The sequence below is a fragment of the Paenibacillus planticolens genome (assembly GCF_013141725.1).
In the GTDB taxonomy this organism is placed as follows: Bacteria; Bacillota; Bacilli; order Paenibacillales; family NBRC-103111; genus Paenibacillus_E; species Paenibacillus_E planticolens.
In genome coordinates this window covers 65,326-85,089 of the sequence record NZ_WHNZ01000078.1, presented here as the reverse complement: position 1 = coordinate 85,089, position 19,764 = coordinate 65,326, and the positions used below count along the sequence as shown (strand labels likewise).

Below are 19,764 nucleotides of genomic sequence, written 5' to 3'. Positions count from 1 at the left end.
GAAAGGATTGGTGCCTGTGAACCCCATGAAAACGGTCAGTCAGGTTCGAATAACATCTCCATTATTTTCCGGTCTTGCCTACTCATTAAGCATGATGACAATTGGGACAATAATTACATCATTATTCTTATTTTTGACAAGCACACAAGAGAGTTCCCTGCATACTTTAACTACGATTATCCATGCCGCGGCGCTTTTTATCGGAGGTTGGGTTTCTGGCAAAAGAGCCGGAAACCGCGGCTGGTATCATGGGGGACTCGTCGGATTCGTTTATTTCATCCTTATTTTCCTGGTAGGCTTTCTTGCTTTTGACGCGGGGCTGAATCTTAATTCCCTGCAATTGCTCGGCATCTTGTTCGCATCAGGTGCGCTTGGAGGCATACTTGGCGTAAATACGAATAAATAAGACGTTTCCGTGAAAATATCACTATCCCCCTTAGATTGTGGTATAATATCATAGTTATATTCGCAATAATTTCCAATATTAGGGGGAAAGCACCATGAGCCCGTTTCAGTCTATGACGCATGCAACGGTCTATATAGTCATAACTGTCATTGTCTTTCTGATTGCAGCTACTCGGAAGAATCCGTTCGCCATCGCCGGAAGCTTCGTTCAAGAAATATTTACATCCCGCAAGTATATGTTCCACTTCGCCGCACTCATTACGATTCTCTTTTTTAACAAGATCGAGATGTGGGTCGAGAAAAGAATTAACTATAAAGCTGATTTTACCAAATCTATCTATGGCATTGAAGGCAACTTTGTTGCATCGATTCAAAATTTCTTCCATAATGACACGCTGACGGTGATAAGCAGTTACTTCTATGTTGTGGTCTTCCCAGCCGTCATGATTGCTTCCATCGCCCTTTATACGTATAAGAAAAATTATAAGCTATTTTACGCTATTTGTTACGCGCTCATGTTCAACTATATGATTGCGATTCCGTTCTACCTGTTCTTTCCGGTCAACGAGGTCTGGTCGTTCCATCCTAATGTTAAACTGCTGATTTTGGACGTATTCCCAACTTTCGAGCAGGATTACCGTCCGCTCTCCGGACTGGATAATTGTTTTCCCAGCCTGCATACGTCGATCTCCGTATCTATGGCTGTTATTGCCGTCAAGAGCCGCAATACGTTCTGGAAAATATTCGTGCCGATTTCATCCGCTTTTATCATTTTCACCATTTTTTATTTGGGCATCCACTGGTTATCCGATATGTGTGCCGGCGTTGTCCTCGGCGTCGTGGCGGCCAGACTGGGATTGCGAATTTCCGAAGGACGCCTCATTCTTGGCGAACAAGCGCTGCTTAAGCGATCTTTAAAAAACAACGAACTATAAAGCCAAATAAAAAGCGAGAGCCTCATGAAGGTTCTCGCTTTTTCGTTTTATTCCTTTGCTGTCGATTGCGATACAGCATTGATAGCAGAACGATCAAAAGTCATTTTCGTTGCATCGTTGACACGAAGCACACAAATGTCGTCCGTGATCTCCATAATCGTGCCGTGCAGTCCGCCGATCGTCACGACCTTATCCCCTTTTTTCAAGCCCCCAAGCATTTGACTGCGCGTTTTCTGTCTTTTTTGTTGCGGACGAATAAGTAAGAAATAGAGAACTACAAACATGAGCACTAAAGGCCCGTATGTATACAAATATCCTACCGCGCCAGTATTCGCAGTTGTAGTTTCAGCCAATAGAAACATAGGTATCCTCCTTTCTTAAAATCCTCTTTCATTATCATTCAGCCCATAGGCGGCAAAGAATTCATCACGGAAATCAAGCAAGCGATCTTCCATAATGGCTCCTCTGACATCGCGCATAAGCTGTAGCAGAAAGTGAAGGTTATGAATCGTTGTCAATCTAATTCCAAATGTTTCATCCGCTTTAATTAAATGACGAATATAGGCCCTGCTGTAATTTGTGCAGGTATAACATGAGCATTTGGGATCAAGCGGACCGAAATCCGTCGCATGCTTCGCATTCCGAATCACAAGACGACCTTCGCTTGTCATGCATGTCCCATTTCTGGCAATCCTTGTTGGGAGTACGCAATCGAACATGTCGATCCCGCGGATAGCGCCTTCAATTAACGCATCAGGGGAACCCACGCCCATCAGGTAGCGCGGTTTGTTAGCCGGCATCAAAGGCGTTGTATAGTCCAGCACTTCATACATCAAATGCTTAGGCTCGCCTACGCTCAGTCCACCAATAGCATACCCCGGGAAATCCATGGAAGTCAACTGTTCGGCGCTCATCCTGCGCAGGTCCTCATACATCCCGCCCTGGATAATTGCGAACAAGCCTTGGTCTTCCGGTCGGCTGTGACTTTTCAGGCAGCGCTCAGCCCAGCGCGTCGTACGTTCCAGCGATTTCTTCACATAATCGTGCTCGGCAGGGAACGGTGGGCACTCGTCAAAGGCCATCATAATATCCGAACCAAGCGCATTCTGAATTTCCATTGCTACTTCCGGGGAGAGAAACAGTTTGTCACCATTAAGATGAGATTTAAACGTTACGCCTTCTTCTGTGATTTTGCGCATGTTGCTAAGACTAAATACTTGAAATCCTCCGCTATCCGTTAAAATAGGGCGATCCCAGTTCATAAATTTGTGCAGCCCGCCAGCGGCTTTCACAATATCATGACCTGGACGAATGAAAAGATGATACGTATTGCTCAAAATAATTTGAGCGTCCAACGTCTTCAATTCTTCCGGGCTCATCGTTTTCACTGTTGCTTGAGTACCTACCGGCATGAAAGCCGGCGTTTCAATGACACCATGCGGTGTGTGCACCCGGCCTAGACGGGCTCCGGATTGTTTGCAAGTTTTGATCGGTTCGTACGTTACTGCTGCTGCCATTACATCCACTTCCTATTCTAAGCGTCCTCTAGTCCTTGCATCTTTCAGTAAATAAGCATTGCGTCCCCAAAGCTGAAAAAGCGATACTGCTCTCGAACGGCTTCTTCATAAGCCTGCATCACATAAGTCCTTCCGGCCAGTGCACTAATCAGCATGAGGAGCGTTGACTTCGGCAAATGAAAATTCGTTAACAACGCATCCACCACCCCGAACGTATATCCCGGATAAATAAAGATACTCGTCCATCCCTGTGAAGGCTGAATATCTACCTGCTTTCCGGCTTCGGCGCCTGCTTGTTCGCGGCTGAGACCTGCAGCGGTCTCCAGCGTTCGCGCAGATGTCGTGCCGACGGCGATAACGCGCTTGCCGTTCGCTTTCGTTTCATTAATCGCTGCCGCTGTTTCAGGCGAAAGCACGTAGTACTCGGCATGCATTTGATGCTCTTCAATGGTGTCTACAGAGACCGGACGGAATGTTCCCAGTCCGACATGCAGCGTGACGAACGCCAGACGCACTCCCTTCGCCTTCAACTTCTCCAAGTAAGCCTCCGTGAAGTGCAGTCCTGCCGTCGGAGCTGCGGCTGAGCCTTCGTGCTTCGCATACACCGTTTGATAGCGTTCCCGCTCCGGCAGCTGCTCCTTAATATAAGGAGGCAGAGGCATTTCGCCTAACCGGTCCAAAATTTCATTAAAGATGCCCTTGTAGCTGAATTGCAGCACGCGCGCGCCCATGTCGCCCACTTCCACGACTTCTGCCGTCAAAAGGGGCTCTTCACCCTGCGCACCGTCTTGGTTTACGCCAAAAACAGCCACTGCCCCCAACTGCATGCGCTTCCCAGGCTTCACCAGAGCTTCCCAGCGATCCTCGCCCAGCTGCTTTAAGAGCAAAAGCTCAACCTTAGCTCCCGTGTCCTTCTTCACGCCAAATAGCCGTGCTGGAATGACCCGTGTGTCATTCATCACGAGCAAATCCCCGGCTTCCACATAATCAATCAGCTGTTCAAAGGTTTGGTGACCGATTTCTCCGGTCTGCTTATTCAAAGTAAGCAGTCTAGACGCCGTGCGATTAAGCAGCGGCGTCTGGGCAATCAACGATTCAGGTAATTCAAAGTCAAATGCTTGTACATCCATGTGTGTGTATTCATTCCTTAGTTATGTTGACTCCAGCATAATATGTCTGAAGTATTTTTTTGTAATCATAGCCTTGTTCAGCAAAACCTCTTGCTCCCCATTGGGACATCCCTAGCCCGTGCCCATAGCCTGTACCCCGGAAAACGAATTGTTTGGCTTGCGTTGGCGCGGTTGGCGTGACGGAAGGTGCGGTTGGGGTTCCCGGCTTATCCGTTGGTTTAGCCAGCCCGCTTGTACCTAACGCTGTCAAATCCGTCTTCTTCAACACTGTCGGTTGGGATTGATTGCCTGACAGCACATAGACGGAGTCGGCACCGGCGCTGCCGGTCTGGGTACTTCCTGCTCCCACAATGGCCAGATTCGTTCCTTGCGAGGTATTACCAGTATAACTTCCCGCTCCTTCAATTTCAAACAATGTGCTGGGCAATCCGCCAAGTACCGTGCGCAAGGCGTCAGGATAGGGAACTTTCACCACAACACCATTCGCCTTAAGCTCAGTGACCCTACCGGAAGGGCCGCGCCCAGATACTTCCAGCGATGTCAGTTCCCCATTCACCGTTACCCCTGCTGCCGCTAATTTGCTTTTCATCTCGCTGGCCGTATAAGGGCCTCTTATCCATGAATAAGCGTTGGACTCTTTTTCCTGACCCAAAACGAGCACTTTTTCCTTTGCAGCAAGCTGATCAATGGAGGGATTCGCTATGTTGTCCACGTATGGAGCCGAACGCACATTAACGCCCTGTTCGGTCGCCTCATAGTAGGAAGCGCCATCCTTGCTCTTTTGCCCGCTATCCTTCAAATATACGCCTGACACATATCCGATTCGGCCACTCCCCATTTGGACGCGGTACCAAATCGCTTTGCCTTTTTCTGCGCCGTCATCGGGGCTAACCACACTGCGCAAATAAGCTGCGGGATTTCCCCAAACCTCTGACGGGTCTGCCGTCATGCCTCCTGAATTGGATGAGAACACAGGGGAAATCAATCCGCTTTTATCCGAAATGACTTCATCCTTCGTGGCATCAACCGCTTGATTGCCTGCAGCAAACTCTTTTTGCATGCCGTAATAAGCTTGATCCAGCGTTGTATCCGTCACTTGTGCGATTTCATATTTATTTCCCTGCTTGATGGCAAATGTCCGGGCAGCGACGGCTTGCGCTTTCAAAGCCTCCGCAGGCCACCCTGCGCCGAGCTCTGCGCCTAACACGCCATATAAGTAGGATTCCATCGGCACTTCATTCACCAATGCTAATTTATTCTGATATGTACTGACTTCCATGTCGCCACGGTATTTGCGGTCCGCTTTTTCTTTTACCGCAATGCCCTCAACTTTCGGATGAATCATGGTTTTTTGCTGACCGGTCCCTGCTGCATAATGTGGAACCGATGCGGTTCCGTTCGCAGACGCCGTTACATCCGATCTTCGAATGAGATAAGATGCCTTGGTGTTGGCAGCTTGCAAAGGGATGCCTGGAGCCGCTTGCAAAGCCGCCTGCTTCACAGTCTCCAATTGGGCGGGAGTCGCTTCATTGCCAACCCATACGCTGAAGACGGGCGGCTTCCCAGCGGCATCTTCTTGCAAGGCCACATCTGCCTGGATGCCTGCACCGGCATAAACAGCCGCTTGCTGCAAAGCAGCAGCCTCCGTGGCATACGTGCCTGCGCTTAAGTGGAGCGGACCTGTCACTGCCGGCGGAACTTGTTTGGTGAACGCAGCGACCGCTGCGTCTCTAAGCGCCTGAGTGGCAGCGCTATCAGCCGCTTCCTTGGTTGGGAAGCTGCCGTAAAACACCTGGTACACGGTTTTCCCTTGCTTCACCCGACTTAGCACATAGCCATCTGCCGCCATCGTGGCAAGCTTGGCATATAGTCCCTTAGCTGAAGCAAAGTCCGCAGTTTCCAGCATCATAACACTGTATTGATCCAGCGACACGCGGATGACAGTATCCGGAACGGAAAGCCACAGCTGATCGACGGCTCCGACGGCACTGCGCACGCTGATGTCCATTCCGCTGGTCGAACTAAACGTGGTAACCGGTTCTATCAATTTATATTTGGTTGAATCTATGAATAGAGCAACGCGCACTTCATCCAGATGTTTTATTCCCGCAGCATAAGCTGTGACTGGGACGCCCTGCACCTGAAATGTTCCAAAAGTCAAAGCAGCCGTCGTAATTAATGCGAGGGTCTTAGTGGCTAGCAGCTTTTTTCTTCGTTTCATTCGACAATAATTCCTTTCCTTTTGCAGCATTCTACTAAGTTAGACTCTAGCATGCGGCAGAAGTTTTGTTTCGTAGAATAATAAAAAAGGCCGGAGCGCAAAAATACCAGTACCATGCGCATAAGGAGCATTCGGTGGGCATTCGGCAGAGCATTCGGCAGAGCATTCGGCGGAGCATTCGGCGGAGCATTCGGCGGAGCATTCGGCGGAGCGTTCGGCGGAGCATTCGGCGGAGCGCCAGCGGTCCAGCATAAGGGAACTGAGAGCCTCTATTTCGCCGAAAACGGCCAGATGCTCATTTTAGTTGGAACTACAGGGCCTTATTCGTCTGCCTAGCCCAACATTTCGGCCAAAAACGGCAAAATAGAGCCCTGTAGTTCCCCTTCAACCGCCAAAATGCCGATTGCAAGCTGAATAGTGGACTACAGTTCCCTTTTGGGGTGGGAGTTCAGCGGGTGGGGTTCAGCGGTGGAGTTCAACTAGTTGGAGTTCTACGTGCGGAGTTCATGAGTGGAGTTCAGCGGGCAAAGTTCTACGAGCTAGAGTTCTACAACCTCGCGCATATGGAACACTCGGTCTAGCATAAGGGAACTGAGAGCCTCTATTTCGCCGAAAACGGCCAGTTGCTCATTTTAGTGGGAACTACAGGGCCTTATTCGTCTGACTAGCCCAACATATCGGCCAAAAATGGCAAAATAGAGCCCTGTAGTTCCCCTTCAACCGCCAAAATGCCGTTTTCCAGCTGAATAGTGGACTACAGTTCCCTTTGGGGGTGGGAGTTCTACAAGCGTGGTTCAGCGAGTGGGAGTCCTGCAAGCGGAGATCCACCAACAGAGTTCCACGAGCTGGGGTTCCACGAACGCAGTTCCACGAGCTAAAGTTCCACGAGCTAAAGTTCCACGAGCTAAAGTTCCACCACCCAGTCAGCCCGGGGCCCTCACTCCACAGCGCTTCGACTAGCCGCCGACTCCCCAAATTCGACACCAACCTCCAGCCGCATCGCCAAGCTCTCTTGGCTAAAGCCAAAAAAAGGAGCCGATCGGCCCCTTCTTTGTGATCCTTATGACCGTTGTTCCGGCACCGGCAAACCAAGGTGATGATACGCTTGCGGCGTAACGGTCCGCCCTCTCGGAGTACGCTGCAAAAATCCAATTTGCAGCAAATAAGGCTCGTAGACGTCCTCGATCGTCTGACTCTCTTCACCGATGGTGGCAGCGATCGTCTCCAGGCCGACAGGACCGCCCTGGAAGCTCTGAATGATCGCTCTCAGCATCTTATGATCGATTTCGTCCAGACCCAGGTCATCGATCTGGATGCGCTTCAGCGCCTCTTTGGCGATGTCCAGCGTGATGATGCCATCGCCCTTCACCTGCGCGAAATCGCGCACCCGCTTCAGCAAGCGGTTCGCGATACGCGGTGTTCCGCGCGAGCGCATGCCGATCTCGCGCGCAGCTTCGCCGACGATGCCGACCTGCAGGATGTCGGCCGTCCGGGAGACGATGTAGGTGAGCTCCTCCACCGTATAAAACTCCAGCCGGCTGACGACTCCGAAACGGTCGCGCAGCGGCGCAGACAACAAGCCGACGCGCGTCGTCGCGCCGATCAGCGTAAACGCCGGCAAGTCCAGCCGCACCGAGCGTGCGCTCGGACCCTTGCCGATAATAATATCAAGGGCAAAATCCTCCATCGCCGGATACAGCACCTCTTCCACCGTACGGTGGAGGCGGTGGATTTCGTCGATGAACAGCACGTCGCCTTCCTGCAAATTCGTCAGGATGGCAGCCAAATCGCCCGGCCGCTCGATAGCGGGGCCGGAGGTCGTTCTGATGTTCACGCCAAGCTCGTTGGCGATGATGTTGGACAGGGTCGTCTTCCCCAACCCTGGCGGTCCATAAAGCAGCACGTGATCCAGCGCTTCCTTGCGCATTTTGGCTGCTTCAATATAAATCTTGAGGTTCTCCTTAGCCTGCTTCTGGCCGATATATTCAGCCAAATAACGGGGACGCAGACTGTACTCTATGGCGCTGTCCTCCATCATCAAATTAGCCGATATAATCCGGTCATTATCCATGGTGATCCTCCTAACTCATCGTATACAAAGCTTTCAGAGCAAGCTTCATCAATACATCTACGGAATCCGACGGGTTCGCATTTTCTTTCACTTGCAGCCATGCGCGATCCGCTTCCGCTTCCGTGTAACCAAGCGTCATCAGAGCTTCCTTGGCTTCCGTCCAGGCTTGACCGCCTTCCGTAATCTGAGCTGAGCCAACTACGCTTAGGGCTACTGCAGCTTCAGGACTGGAGAACGTCACGGAACCTAACTTGTCCTTGAGGTCCAATATAATCCGCTGAGCCGTCTTCTTGCCAATGCCTGGCAGCTTGGTCAAGAAAGCCAGATTTTCCTGGCTGATTGCCAAAATGACCGCCTCCGGCCTGCCTCCGGCCGCAAGAATGCCCAGCGCCACCTTCGGCCCAATCCCCGTCACATCCAGCAGCAATCGGAATAAGGCCTGCTCATCGCGTGAGATGAATCCGAATAGCAAATGAGCGTCTTCGCGCACATGATAATGGATGAACATGGTAACATCCTCGTTTTCCTTATGCGAAAGCGCGTAAGGATTAGGGCAAAACACACGATAGCCTACGCCGTTCACATCCAGTACCGCATACTCGCTTTCGCGAAGCGCAACTTTTCCTCGTAAGAAATCTATCATCTTTTTCTGACCTCATTTATTCTGGATTGCAAAGCAGAAGAATGCGCATGACAAATAGCAATCGCAAGAGCATCCGCTACATCATCAGGCTTAGGCACCTGCGACAGTTTGAGTAAAATTTTGACCATTTCCTGGACTTGGTGCTTCTCTGCATTCCCATAGCCGACAACCGACTGCTTCACTTGCAGCGGTGTATACTCCGCGATCGGCAGACCTGCCTGAACACCGGCCAGGATCATAACCCCGCGCGCTTGCCCAACAGTAAATGCCGTCGTTACGTTACGGTTGAAAAAGAGCTTCTCTATGGACATCGCGTCCGGTTTATACTTTTCTATCAATTGCGTTGTAGCGTCGTAAACATCCTTCAGTCTTAGACCTGGATCCGTATGTGCCTTCGTCTGAATGGAACCATATTGTACAGGAACGAGCTTACTGCCAATTTTATCAATAAAGCCAAAACCTACAATCGCGATCCCCGGATCAATCCCCAGAATACGCACAGCATTTCTCTCCCATCTAAAAAAAGCGAACATATGTAGTCATTTCCCATTATAGCAGATAACAAAAAAAAGAGATAGACTCGGGATTCCCCTCATCTACCTCATCATCATCTGTTTAATTATGGTCTTGTCATCGCTTTTTCCGTCTCTTCCACGGCATAATCGCTGAATGTTGATAATACGCTATTATACTCCTCCATATCGGAGATGCGGATGCCCTCGCGCAGCTTTTGCACCGCATCAAGGGGTAAGCTGCTTTCCAAATGCTTGATATTTAATTGAAAAAACGTCCGTATCAAGTTATCCTTCGCGGGAGTGCCGTTAAACAACGAAAGATTGCTGCTTCCGTCAATGCCGAATACCGCCTTCTCCTTGCAAGCCGGAGACAAATCATCGATGTTTTCGGTAAATGTGACATTTCCATTAGGACTAACGCTGAGTATCCAGTTCGGATGCTTCACCTGCATATTCAGCAGTTGATCGGAGGATTGCAGGCCGAGCGTACTCCGTTCCTCCCCGCATACGTAAGACTTAAGCAAGTAGCTCTCTCTGCTATCTGTTATCCGTTTGAGTGTCGCTTCAGCTTCCTTCAGACGTTGATCGTCTTCCGGCGACTGCGCAGCCATGACAGCTTGAGACGGAGGATCGCCCGCACCCGGGAAACTATTCGTCGCATATAATATGGAACCTACCGCACCTACAAGGAAGATCATCCCTAATGTCAACCAACTGCGTTTCCAACGCAGCCTTCTTTTCCAATGTTTCAAAAAACGTTGTACATTCACTGAAATCCCCTTCTATTCTCTTTTTTCCGTATTGTTACCATTTGCATGAGGCGCTATACATCATTTACCATAGAGAGAAGCATCAAACCAATCAAGACGGACGGTGAAGCTCTATCATGAAAGGTAAAAGACGGATTAAGCGTACAACGCTCCTGATCATCGGAGTTGTCCTATTGTGGGGAGCCGTTGCCATTTGGAACGAAGTCACCAAAATCGAAAAAGGCGTGTCCACTCCGCGCTCAACATCTGCCTCCCAACCTTCCAATAATCCAAAAAGTAACCAAACCTCCATAAATCCGGTAACAAATGGGAATAAACTAAGTATAAAATAGCTATATAATTTGACTGTTGCCGCAGAAATGATATAGTCAGAAGTAGATGAAATATTCTCATACTTATCCACGGAAAACGATATATATTTGAAACAGGCTGCCCGCTGATTTTCTAACGCAAACGGTAAAGCCTAATCTTTTCGAAGTCAGTTTTCTTACGAAAACTCTAAGGAGGGGAAACACCATGAATGTCGCAGAACTTCAATTAATTCAATTATCCAGACGGGGCGACCGCAACGCTTTTGTCGAATTAGTCGAGTTATACCGTAACAAAATACAAAAGCTTGCTTTCCGTATGCTTCATAACAGGCCCGATTCGGAGGATATCGTCCAAGAGACATTTATCCGCGTTTATTTAAACCTGAATCACTACGATGAGAGTCAAAATTTCTCTACCTGGATTTATCGGATCGGCAAAAATGTCGCCATTGATTTGCTGCGCAAAAAACGGCCCGTTCAATCCTTAGATGCCGAACTGAACGATCATGACGATGATTACAGCTACTACAGCAAGCTGGCAAGCCAAGATCAGTCGCCCGAGAACGCTGTTCTCCAAACTGAAATTCAAGATCATATGCACACCTCCATCAACAAATTGGCCGATAAATATAAAAGTGTCATCACGCTCTACTACCTGGAAGAGCACTCGCTCCAGGAAATTAGCACGAAGCTGAATTTGCCGATTACTACGGTAAAAACACGTCTGCACCGCGGGCGCGAATTGCTCCGTAAGAAATGGGGCATGAATTTCGTCGTCGGCCTCATGGTCTTTTTCACTATCGGGATGATTGCCTAAATTTCGCAATCCGCCAATGAAGAAGCCTCCTTTACCACTGAATCGTGGTTTAGGAGGCTTTTTCGTTACTTTCAGAAATTAATCCACGGAACGTTCGGTTTGGCTTCTTCATTCTCCAAGGACGCTCTTTGCTGACGTTTCAAGAACGCATGGAGCGAGTCATTGCCCGACGATTTCGCTTTCTTGGAAGAGCTGCGGCCATTTTTGGACTTCGACGGCTTATTGCTGCGAATGTCAATTTCAACAACTTCTTCTTTATCGGTCTCTTCGGCAAGTTGGTGAGTATGCACTTGCGGCATCATCGGCGACTCGTATGGGGCCTGATAGTGATCTCCGGCATAGGGAATGCCATATGGGCCAGGATGAAAGGCAAACGGATCATGCATAGCCTGCCCCATGTCATGAGGAAAGCCCGGCGCGTATGAGCTAGGCATAACAGGCATGCCGTGGTGATAGCCTTCGTGGAAGCCGTGGTGGACACCCTGTTGATGGCCATCCCATGGACTTGCTGCGAAACCGGATGGAAACCCTTCCGGAGCGGCCATCCACGGTTGTTCCATCATGGACGGTCCACCGCAGCCGCAGCCTTCGCTGCTCACCGGGAATGAGTTCTGCTGAGCGTTGAGAGGAGCTTGTTCCCAAGGCTGTTGATGCTGCTGATGATGATGTTGATGATGCTGATACGGCGAAAATGCCGGAAAAGCGTCAGCCTCATGCTGCTCCGAACCCGGGTAAGCAAATACTTCTGTCGCCGCAATATGGAACTGCTTGAACGGATGAACGGCTGGCTGCTCATACGGTTCTTCCAGCGAAATAACCCCTGGCTCCGCCTCAGGCACTTCCGGCATCGAAGTCAAAGGAACTCCAGGTTGCTTAGGTGCTGGAGCAGGAATACTTGGCGCTTGCAGCGCAGCTTCCGGGATGGGCTCTTGCGCAATCGGCATCATTGGCGGCGCTGCCTCCGGGATGGCCTCTTGCGCTGGCTGATTGGCCTCGATCGGTTCCACCGGCTGAGCCTCCGGCATATGATCGAAAGGCATTGTCGACGGTTTGGACGACGATGGCGGCTGCATGGCTTCGCCTTCAAGATTTAATTTGGGAACATACACGACTTCCCCCGTCATAAGTACATTGGGATTTTTCAGCTGCGGATTGGCCGCAATCATGGCCGGAAGCGGCACATCCCAAGCTTTGCCAAGTTTCCATAAGCTGTCTCCCTGCTGAACAATGTGCTTATACACAATCTCGTTCGCAGGCGGTTCGACCGGTTTCGGTTTGGAAGGTATTTTCACCTTCATGCCGATATCCAGTTGATTCGGATCAGCAATTTGCGGGTTGAATGCAATGAGCTGATCCAATGTGATGTGGTATTTTTTTGCAAGTTCGTACAGAGTGTCTCCCTTTTTGACAATATGGATTTTCAACACTTTACCTCCTTTTTTCGTTAGAAAAAACTGGCTTCGGAAGCTTAATCACAGTGTTTTCTCAAGAAACTTGCTAGCTAAGCCACCTTCTTATTCACAATGATATTACATCTTATGCGCGCATCTGGGCTTTTGCCCCTCTCGGACAAAAAAAATCCCCCGCGCTGACATGCCGGAGGAAAGTGGAATTAACTCGTATATGAATAACTAGGATAGCAACCTAATATGCGGACCTGACACCCGATCGCTTCAATTTCTTGAATTGCCGACGGGAGCAGAACGGAATCCAAGGAGCCCGCAATATCGATATAAAAATAATAAGTGCCCAGCTTCTTTTTGGTAGGCTTGGACTCAATTTTGGACAGATTGATTCTCCGCCATGCGAAAGCCGAGAGCACTTGGTGAAGGGCACCCGGAAAATCTTCAGGCAGCGTGACAAGAATCGTTGTCTTCATGTTTTCCGAAGGCTTCAGCTCCGAAGCTTCCGCACCGACAAGCAAGAAGCGCGTCATGTTGTCCTTATGATCCTGTATCTCTCTTTGCAGCATGGGGACGCCATAATTCGTTGAAGCAATCGCCGTCCCAATGGCCGCTACAGACGGGTCCTGCAGGTTGGCAACAATGCGTACGCCTTCTGCCGTGGAACTGACTTGTTCAAATTCAGCTCCGCTTAAATACTGCTTCATAAAACGGCTGCACTGCGCAGGTACGACATGATGAGACAGCACCTTGCGGATATGGCCGTATGGATTGGATTCATCCGCTTGGCCTTCCGGACTCGCGTAGCCGATCAGATTCATATCGATGGGAAATACCCACTCCGCCCGAATCGGAAGATCCACTTCGTGAACGAGCCAGTCCACATGCAGGTGAACGGAGCCTTCCAGCGTGTTTTCGATCGGAATCACACCAAGCTCCGTCTCTCCCGACGCAGTCGCATTGAACACTTCCGAAATTAGTTTATAAGAAACGTACGTAAAATCCTCGCCTAGAAAATGGCGGGTAGCTTCTTCCGAGAACGTGCTAGGGCCAAGAATCGCTACTTTCTTCATGCAAGAACCTCCTTCTCCACGAATGATTGAAGATCCCCGTCACTTTGGAGAAGCAGCGTCGTCGTGACGCCTTCGCCGCTTGGCTTTAACCACAGCGTCTGGGCGTCTATCCCTTCTTTGGCCAGCGTCTCCTTCAGAAAAGCTTCCAGTTCCGCCTTACGGCCGCTTCGCTGGTCCACAAGCGCTAGCATCGTAGGCCCTGCTCCGCTGAGAGCAACCCCAAGCGCACCATGGTTCTCGGCTTCCTCCAGGAGCGTCTTCATGCCGGGAATGAGCGCAGCGCGGTACGGCTGATGCAGCGCGTCCTTCATGGCATGACGGATCATTCCGAGATTGCCTGTGCTAAGCGCGGCAACAAGCAGAGAAGAGTGGCTGAGGTTGAACACCGCATCTTTCATCGGCACCACCTTCGGCATGACCCCTCTCGCCTTCTCTGTAGCAAGCTGGAAGGCCGGTATCGCCACCAGCACTTCCAATTTCGGGTCCGGCTCGATCCGAATGGATTCAGCCTTCTCGCCGTCCCAGAACGCAACCACAATCCCGCCGAAAAGGCTCGCCCCTACATTGTCCGGGTGCTTCTCTAGGCGGCTTGCGATTTGAAACAGCTCGTACGTTGTGAGCTTATTTCCGATGAGCGCGTTGGCGCCTGCAAGAGCTCCCACGATCGCTGACGCGCTGCTGCCCAGTCCGCGGGTAAGCGGAATTTCGCTGTACATCGAGATATCCAGCTCAGGGTGAGAGACGCCCGCCTCTTGAAACACCATCTGAGCGACTTTATAAATTAAATTCGTCTTATCCGTCGGAATCCCGTGCATTTGATCACCGATCAAGTGAATCGTGGTCTGATCCGAGATGGCCATATCGATCCAGGCATATAAATTCAAGGCCATCCCCAGTGAGTCAAAGCCAGGACCTAAGTTTGCCGTGCTTGCCGGCACTTTCACTCTTACCTTTTGCACTGCCTTATAACTCATTTCGAAATTGCGCCTCTTTTCTATAAATTACCCTTCAACGCGGTACACGCTTTTGATCGCATGTATAACGTCCATGGATTCAAACTGTTTCAGCACATTTTTCATGCTGGCTTGGTTCGCGTCATGCGTAATGATGATAATTTCAGCCTTAGGATTATGCTTATTCGGATGCTGGAACACAGACTCCAGGCTAACCTCATGCTGTGCAAAAATTTGCGTAATTTGCGCAAGCACACCCGCTTTATCTTCAACGTGCAAAAGAATAAAGTTTTTGCACGCAATTTGCTCGTCTGTCTTCAGCTTCTTCTCTTTGTAAGGCGCAAGCACCCTGCGTCCATTCACGCCCAACTTTAAGTTGCGCACAACGGCAACCAAATCGGCTACGACGGATGTTGCCGTTGGCAATTCGCCTGCGCCGGCTCCGTAGAACATCGTCTCGCCTACCGCTTCACCGGTCACGTACACTGCGTTGAAGACGCCATTTACGGAAGCAAGCGGGTGAGAGTTTTTCACCATTGTAGGTTGAACGCTGACCGAAATATGGCCGTCGTGATTTTCAGCGATACCAAGCAGCTTTACTTCGTATCCTAATTTTTTGCCGTATTGGATATCCTCTTTCGATACGCCCGATATTCCTTTCGCTTCAACATCGCTTAGCGCAACATTGGCGTGGAAGCCAAGAGTGGAAAGAATCGTCATTTTGCGAGCGGCATCCAGCCCTTCCACATCGGAAGTCGGATCGGCTTCTGCGTAGCCAAGCGCTTGCGCTTCTTTCAGCACATCGGCATAGGCGGCGCCTTCTTGACTCATTTTCGTCAAAATGTAGTTGGTTGTTCCGTTAACAATCCCCATGATCTTCGTAATGCGGTCGGAGGAAAAACCCTCTACGAGCGCGCGAATGATCGGAATACCGCCGGCCACACTGGCTTCATAGAAAACGTCGCAGCCGTGCTCCGCTGCTTTCGCCAAAATTTCAGCACCGTGCATCGCCATAAGATCCTTGTTCGCCGTCACGATGTGTTTCCCGTTGCCCAGCGCCGTTAATATATGATCCTTCGTAGCGGAAACGCCGCCCATCACTTCAACGACGACATCAATGTCATTATCGCTGATCACATCCCACACATTCTCCGTAAGCTTGTCAGCATCGACGGAAATGTTGCGCAGCTTTGATTTATCTTGTACCAAAATTTTGGCAATTTCGATGGCAGCGCCTGTTTGGCGCTGTAAATCCTCTTGATGACCTTCAATAATACGCACAACACCAGTTCCTACTGTGCCCAGTCCGAGTAATCCAACCTTGATCGGTTTCATTTCATTAGCCTCCCGAATACGATTTCTATTTTAACTGCCTTGACCGATGATCATGGCACGCTTGACTCCCTCTTGCGACTGAAGCCGGTCCAATATTTGACGAATCTCTTCCCCCATCGATGTGGTTTCCACAGAAATGACGACATTGGCCATTCCTTGAAGCGGAATCGTCTGATGAATGGTAAGTACATTGCCTTCCAAATTAGCTATAAGCGCCAGTACGCGGGACAAAATCCCCGACCGGTGCTCCAAATCCATCGAAATCGTGATGATACGCTCTCTTTCCAGCTTACTTAGCGGGTGAATGCCATCCTTGTACTTATAAAAAGCGCTACGGCTAAGCCCGACTTGTTCAACAGCATCGTGAATCGTCTTCACTTCGCCCCGTGCCAGCAGCTCCTTCGCCTGTACCGTCTTCAGCACGCCTTCCGGCAAAATATCTTCCCGGACTAAATAGTACCTCTCAGGACCGGTGTGCTTGATCGTTTGTAAAAACTCTTTGCTTTCCGGCACCACGTTACCGTCCTCTCTAGAAAGACTATTGTTTATCTATAGAGGACATTATATCGAATCATGCCGTTTGAAGCAATAGGCAAATTACTCTTAAACTAGCTTCTTTGCAGGAGCCAGTTTACTTGTGCTAAGCTGAGTGTACTAGAAAAAGAAAGGGACCGCTACTATGATTACACTCCGAATGATGTCTACAGCTCTCCTGTGGAACAGCCGAGACGAATTACTAATGATGAAACGTTCCTTAACGCGTACACTGTCGCCTGGACTATGGGCAGCCATCGGCGGCCATTTGGAGCCAGATGAGCTAAGCAATCCGCGTGCCGCCTGTCTTCGGGAAATCTGGGAGGAAACCGGCATTGAACACGATGAGATTCACGGACTGCGCCTGCAGTATATTTTACTGCGATTAAACGGCCAGGAAGTGAGACAGCAGTTTTTCTATGTTGGCTCTACCGATGTCACCCCCCGCATTACCACTCCCGAAGGTGAGCTGCATTGGGTTCCGAGAGAACTTGTTCTCGAACGTCCTCTTCCTTTTATTTTTCGCAGTTTGCTTGAGCATTATTTAGCCAATGGACCTGCCCCAGACCCTTGGATCGGCTCCGCCGGCGTTAGCAAAGACAGCGGTCTGCCCACGATTCATTGGAATCCATTCGTTGATCCTAAAGAAGTATAGAAGAATGTAAACTAACTGGAAAATCTCCCTCTAAATGGCTCGAAAGTGGACCTCGCAGGGGAAATAGATGAAAAAACTCCCGTTACTTTGAGCGGATTCAACGAATTCTCATGAAATCAGCGCAAATAGAGGTAGTTTTTCCTGTTAAATGGATCTGACATGCTTCTGCAGTCAAATTAGAGGGAACTTTTCCCTTATGTTGAACACAAGGCGACTTTCGCTCGCCCATAAATGCAAAAAAACAAAGGAGTTAAGCAGACGCAAGCCGCTTAACTCCTTTGTTCATTTTTCCTGAATATTGACTATGTCCATTATTGCGCTTAAATGGCACTGCCGCCAAATAAGAAACGATATTCCCAGTGACGGTTTTCGATGGAGTCAATACGAACTCCGCCACTATCCTTGGAATATGTATGCAGAACTTGTCCGTTTCCTAAATAAATACCTACATGGTTAATTGTCTGCGTGGACTTATTCACACCGCTGTATGCCGACTTGCTTGTCCCTTTGTAAGACATGAAAAACATGAGATCGCCGGGTTTCAAATCATGCCAATCCGTCTTGGCGTTCCCGAGCGACTTTACATAGCTCCCTTGACCTCTGGAGTCGCTTGGCAGCTTCAAGCCAATGCCGTCCAAGAAGGCCTGGCGAACGAAATCCGAGCAATCAAACGTATTGGTATTATCCCGGCTGGAGCCGTATTCATAGGGCGTGCCTAAATATTTTTTGCCTGCAGCAATCACTTTTTGTACTTTCTCACTGACCGATCCGCTGCTGGAGCCATTGTTATTATTGGGATTAGAACTTTCCGGCGTTGTTACGCCAGACGTTGTAATGTATTTCGAACTGGTGCTAATGTAACCTTCCTTACCATCGGATGCTTTTACTTTGTACCACCAATTATTCACTTTGGATATAATGGTTACTTTCTCGCCCGCCTTCAAGTAGCGGATACGTGCTGCATTCGTGTCTGCGCCTTGGCGTAAACTGACGGAGCTCACAATTTGACCGGTCGCTGTTGCGGCCGAAGCTTCTTTGGGCATTGGGACGGTAATTGCGCCGAAAACAAGTGCTGGAACTAGCGCTAGGGTGAGTATTTGTTTTTTCATGATGTGTGCCTCCTTAGCGTTTTGCTTATTCACATTGTAGCAAGCGACTTTCGCGATCTTGCAAATGCCAAGCTATCCGGCATCGAAAGGGCTGCCTTTCATAGTGATTCGCAAGCCCAGGTTTGTTTCAGGGGGTAGGCCAAAAAAAAGACCTCCTTAGCCGAATTAACAGCATGCAGGAAAGTCTTTCATCCAATTTTCTCTGAGTTATCCGTGCGAGGATAATCTTTAAGTGTGAAACGGTGGCTTTGATCCACCCATTTTTGCATGACTTTCTGCGCCTCTTTCCTTTGCAGCAACGATTCCGCTAGTTGAAAGCCCTCCTCATAGCTGCCTACTTTATCGAACCACGTCAATCTGAGGCCCGCATTAAAAATGACATGATCGCGCTCCCGCTTCACCTCATCGGAATTTTCTCCACCAATAATCCGGCGCAGCATCGACAGCTGATCAACTTTATCCATAGGCTGCAGCGGTCCGCTCCGGAAGCCGAATTTCTGCGGTTCCACCACTCGTGCCTCGTCCCCCCATGGCGTAACGATCCGAATCGTGCTGTTCTGGTAGATGGGCAGATCCCCGGAACCTTCTATTCCGTTCACGAGATATACATTTTGTATGCCTGATCTCATGGAAATCGGTATCAGCGACTCCATCGTCTTCTGCTGACTGACGCCAATAATCATATTCATGGATTGCACGGGATTCATCACTTTCTCTATCACGTTGAGGACCGTACGCAGTCCTATTTGCTCACGAACCTGCTTCAACTTCCCGAGCGGCTGGCAAAGCTGATCGGTTTGTAGAAATCCAATGTGCAGATGAAACAGCATCGTTTCCCATGCTTTTGGTGCCAGATCCATGGCGACGCCGAAGCCTTCCAAAATTTCTTGCATGGCTGTTCCCCGTCTTGAAGGGATCGAGTCTCCTCCGTGCAGCACTTGGGAGAAACCCACTGAGGCGAGCAAGAGACTAACCGGCAATGTGACAGGAAAAAATTGGCGACCTTCCGATGGACCCGCACAATTGAGTGAATCCGCAAAAGGATGATAATGCAAAGAATAGCTGCGGAAAACATCAATAAATGCCCTCAGCTCTTCATCCGCTTCCCCTTTCATGCAAAGCGCCATTAAGAAAGCCGCGCATTGCGCGTCTGTGGAGTCCCCTCTCGCCATTTCATGCGCTGCTTCAACGGCTTCTTCGTAGGATAAATCGCGCGTTGTTCCCTGCTGACCCGACCCTAGAGCTTGAATCCATCTTTTCATCGTTTCTCCCCCTTCCCTTATGGATTAGTGAGCCGTTCACCTTAATGTCATAATTTATAACACGCAACTGAGATTCATAACGAAATCGTAATACTTTCCAGTTTT

The 19,764-nt window shown here is 49.6% G+C and carries 21 protein-coding genes; 6 read left to right on the top strand and 15 right to left on the bottom strand.

Annotated elements, in window-relative coordinates; all coding sequences use genetic code 11:
• Positions 1-25 precede the first annotated feature (25 nt).
• Positions 26-406, top strand: coding sequence for a TIGR04086 family membrane protein (locus GC097_RS29880; RefSeq protein WP_246294542.1), 381 nt, complete (start codon positions 26-28; stop codon positions 404-406).
• 94 nt (positions 407-500) lie between these two features.
• Positions 501-1,340 (top strand): phosphatase PAP2 family protein, encoded by an 840-nt coding sequence (locus tag GC097_RS29875; RefSeq protein ID WP_171686907.1) that lies wholly within the window; start codon positions 501-503, stop codon positions 1,338-1,340.
• A gap of 47 nt (positions 1,341-1,387) precedes the next feature.
• Here the strand turns inward: GC097_RS29875 and yajC are convergent, their stop codons facing one another.
• From yajC to GC097_RS29855, 4 genes are read right to left on the bottom strand one after another with little or no spacing between them, the layout of a single operon-like run.
• Positions 1,388-1,702 (bottom strand): preprotein translocase subunit YajC, encoded by a 315-nt coding sequence (gene yajC / locus GC097_RS29870; protein WP_171686906.1) that lies wholly within the window; start codon positions 1,700-1,702, stop codon positions 1,388-1,390.
• A gap of 15 nt (positions 1,703-1,717) precedes the next feature.
• Positions 1,718-2,857 carry a tRNA guanosine(34) transglycosylase Tgt gene (gene tgt, locus GC097_RS29865; protein WP_171686905.1) on the bottom strand — a complete coding sequence of 380 codons (1,140 nt, stop codon included), beginning with the start codon at positions 2,855-2,857 and terminating at the stop codon, positions 1,718-1,720.
• Between the two features lie 44 nt (positions 2,858-2,901).
• Positions 2,902-3,987 (bottom strand): tRNA preQ1(34) S-adenosylmethionine ribosyltransferase-isomerase QueA, encoded by a 1,086-nt coding sequence (gene queA / locus GC097_RS29860; RefSeq protein ID WP_171686904.1) that lies wholly within the window; start codon positions 3,985-3,987, stop codon positions 2,902-2,904.
• A 10-nt stretch (positions 3,988-3,997) separates the two neighbouring features.
• Positions 3,998-6,208 (bottom strand): SpoIID/LytB domain-containing protein, encoded by a 2,211-nt coding sequence (locus GC097_RS29855; RefSeq protein ID WP_171686903.1) that lies wholly within the window; start codon positions 6,206-6,208, stop codon positions 3,998-4,000.
• 114 nt (positions 6,209-6,322) lie between these two features.
• Between GC097_RS29855 and GC097_RS29850 the strand changes: the two genes are divergently transcribed.
• Complete coding sequence (locus GC097_RS29850; RefSeq protein WP_171686902.1) at positions 6,323-6,544, top strand: hypothetical protein; 222 nt, start codon at positions 6,323-6,325, stop codon at positions 6,542-6,544.
• A 724-nt stretch (positions 6,545-7,268) separates the two neighbouring features.
• Here GC097_RS29850 and ruvB read toward each other — a convergent pair.
• The 4 genes from ruvB to GC097_RS35100 form a co-directional block, all read right to left on the bottom strand.
• On the bottom strand, positions 7,269-8,279 hold the full coding sequence (gene ruvB, locus GC097_RS29845) for a Holliday junction branch migration DNA helicase RuvB (protein ID WP_167069207.1): 1,011 nt from the start codon (positions 8,277-8,279) through the stop codon (positions 7,269-7,271).
• Positions 8,280-8,289: 10 nt separating this feature from the next.
• Entirely contained in the window at positions 8,290-8,922 is a 633-nt protein-coding gene (gene ruvA, locus GC097_RS29840) for a Holliday junction branch migration protein RuvA (protein WP_171686901.1), read from the bottom strand.
• Complete coding sequence (ruvC, locus tag GC097_RS29835) at positions 8,919-9,422, bottom strand: crossover junction endodeoxyribonuclease RuvC (RefSeq protein WP_171686900.1); 504 nt, start codon at positions 9,420-9,422, stop codon at positions 8,919-8,921. Before ruvC ends, ruvA begins: the two co-directional genes overlap by 4 nt.
• Before the next feature lie 119 nt (positions 9,423-9,541).
• On the bottom strand, positions 9,542-10,207 hold the full coding sequence (locus GC097_RS35100; RefSeq protein WP_171686899.1) for a BofC C-terminal domain-containing protein: 666 nt from the start codon (positions 10,205-10,207) through the stop codon (positions 9,542-9,544).
• Between the two features lie 116 nt (positions 10,208-10,323).
• On the opposite strand from GC097_RS35100, the gene GC097_RS29825 reads away from it, so the two are divergent.
• A complete protein-coding gene (locus GC097_RS29825) occupies positions 10,324-10,539 on the top strand; it encodes a hypothetical protein (RefSeq protein ID WP_171686898.1) in 216 nt (71 codons plus the stop codon).
• A 184-nt stretch (positions 10,540-10,723) separates the two neighbouring features.
• Positions 10,724-11,335, top strand: a complete 612-nt coding sequence (sigW, locus tag GC097_RS29820; RefSeq protein ID WP_171686897.1) for an RNA polymerase sigma factor SigW — start codon at positions 10,724-10,726, stop codon at positions 11,333-11,335.
• A gap of 71 nt (positions 11,336-11,406) precedes the next feature.
• Here sigW and GC097_RS29815 read toward each other — a convergent pair whose 3' ends face one another.
• The 5 genes from GC097_RS29815 to thrR all read right to left on the bottom strand — a co-directional run bounded on the left by GC097_RS29815 (position 11,407) and on the right by thrR (position 16,615).
• A complete protein-coding gene (locus GC097_RS29815) occupies positions 11,407-12,759 on the bottom strand; it encodes a LysM peptidoglycan-binding domain-containing protein (protein ID WP_171686896.1) in 1,353 nt (450 codons plus the stop codon).
• 188 nt (positions 12,760-12,947) lie between these two features.
• Positions 12,948-13,811, bottom strand: a complete 864-nt coding sequence (gene pheA / locus GC097_RS29810) for a prephenate dehydratase (protein WP_171686895.1) — start codon at positions 13,809-13,811, stop codon at positions 12,948-12,950.
• Positions 13,808-14,785, bottom strand: a complete 978-nt coding sequence (gene thrB / locus GC097_RS29805; RefSeq protein ID WP_171686894.1) for a homoserine kinase — start codon at positions 14,783-14,785, stop codon at positions 13,808-13,810. The genes pheA and thrB overlap by 4 nt, the downstream gene beginning before the upstream one ends.
• Before the next feature lie 27 nt (positions 14,786-14,812).
• Complete coding sequence (locus tag GC097_RS29800) at positions 14,813-16,099, bottom strand: homoserine dehydrogenase (RefSeq protein WP_171686893.1); 1,287 nt, start codon at positions 16,097-16,099, stop codon at positions 14,813-14,815.
• Between the two features lie 30 nt (positions 16,100-16,129).
• The gene (gene thrR, locus GC097_RS29795; protein WP_312875747.1) at positions 16,130-16,615 is read right to left on the bottom strand and encodes a transcriptional regulator ThrR; all 486 of its coding nucleotides are present in this window, start codon (positions 16,613-16,615) and stop codon (positions 16,130-16,132) included.
• 178 nt (positions 16,616-16,793) lie between these two features.
• Here thrR and GC097_RS29790 point away from each other — a divergent pair, with 178 nt between their 5' ends.
• Entirely contained in the window at positions 16,794-17,288 is a 495-nt protein-coding gene (locus tag GC097_RS29790) for an NUDIX hydrolase (RefSeq protein WP_246294541.1), read from the top strand.
• A 320-nt stretch (positions 17,289-17,608) separates the two neighbouring features.
• Here GC097_RS29790 and GC097_RS29785 read toward each other — a convergent pair whose 3' ends face one another.
• Positions 17,609-18,397, bottom strand: coding sequence for a C40 family peptidase (locus GC097_RS29785; protein ID WP_171686891.1), 789 nt, complete (start codon positions 18,395-18,397; stop codon positions 17,609-17,611).
• Positions 18,398-18,585: 188 nt separating this feature from the next.
• A complete protein-coding gene (locus tag GC097_RS29780; RefSeq protein ID WP_171686890.1) occupies positions 18,586-19,659 on the bottom strand; it encodes an anthranilate phosphoribosyltransferase in 1,074 nt (357 codons plus the stop codon).
• Positions 19,660-19,764: the final 105 nt, after the last annotated feature.